Raw genomic sequence first — 880 nt, forward strand, 5'->3', positions numbered from 1 at the left:
GGCTCTGTTGCAAAGATTGGCGGCAGTCAGAGGTAGGCTGTCGCTCTGCGCCGATCAGGCGGCTGCTGCGAAATGGTGGTTGAGCATGCCCATGGCCTCCGTCAGCGCCGAGGGCCCAATGCCAAAAGCTCTCTCCACAAGGCGCACCTCGCCCCTGATGCCGGGCTGCAGGCACCAGGGGCGAGCCTGTCCTTTGCGCAGGGCTCGCATGACTTCGAATCCCTTGATCGTGGCATAGGCCGTGGGGATCGATTTGAAACCGCGCACCGGCTTGATCAGTATCTTGAGCTTTCCGTGATCGGCCTCGATCACGTTATTGAGATACTTCACCTGCCGGTGGGCCGTCTCCCGGTCCAGCTTTCCTTCGCGCTTCAATTCGGTGATCGCTGCACCATAGCTCGGCGCTTTGTCGGTATTGAGCGTGGCAGGCTTTTCCCAGTGCTTCAGGCCTCGCAGGGCCTTGCCCAGGAACCGCTTCGCTGCCTTGGCGCTGCGGGTCGGCGACAGGTAGAAATCGATCGTGTCGCCCCGCTTGTCGACTGCCCGGTACAGGTAGGTCCACTTGCCCCGCACCTTGACGTAGGTTTCATCCAGGCGCCAGCTCGGATCAAAGCCACGCCGCCAGAACCAGCGCAGCCGCTTCTCCATCTCCGGGGCGTAGCACTGGACCCAGCGATAGATCGTCGTATGGTCGACCGAAATGCCGCGTTCCGCCAGCATTTCCTCAAGGTCGCGATAGCTGATCGGATAGCGACAATACCAGCGCACCGCCCACAGGATCACATCACCCTGGAAATGGCGCCACTTGAAATCCGTCATCGTTCCGTCCGTCCAATCTCCGCCAAGCATGCTCAAGCTTCACGATTTTTGCAACAGAGCC

1 protein-coding gene is annotated in these 880 nt (G+C 60.6%); it reads right to left on the minus strand.

The genetic code is table 11. The features are described 5' to 3' along the window. Positions 1 to 54 precede the first annotated feature (54 nt). The gene (locus tag QMX88_RS29295) at positions 55 to 819 is read right to left on the minus strand and encodes an IS6-like element IS6100 family transposase (protein ID WP_001389365.1); all 765 of its coding nucleotides are present in this window, start codon (positions 817 to 819) and stop codon (positions 55 to 57) included. Between the last annotated feature and the right edge of the window lie 61 nt (positions 820 to 880).

Source organism: Pseudomonas sp. PS02290, assembly GCF_029960075.1.
Taxonomy (GTDB): Bacteria; Pseudomonadota; Gammaproteobacteria; order Pseudomonadales; family Pseudomonadaceae; genus Aquipseudomonas.

Coding starts and splice junctions, on each gene's coding strand:
- QMX88_RS29295 (WP_001389365.1), bottom strand. CDS start 819: ATGACGGATTTCAAGTGGCGCCATTTCCAGGGTGATGTGATCCTGTGG.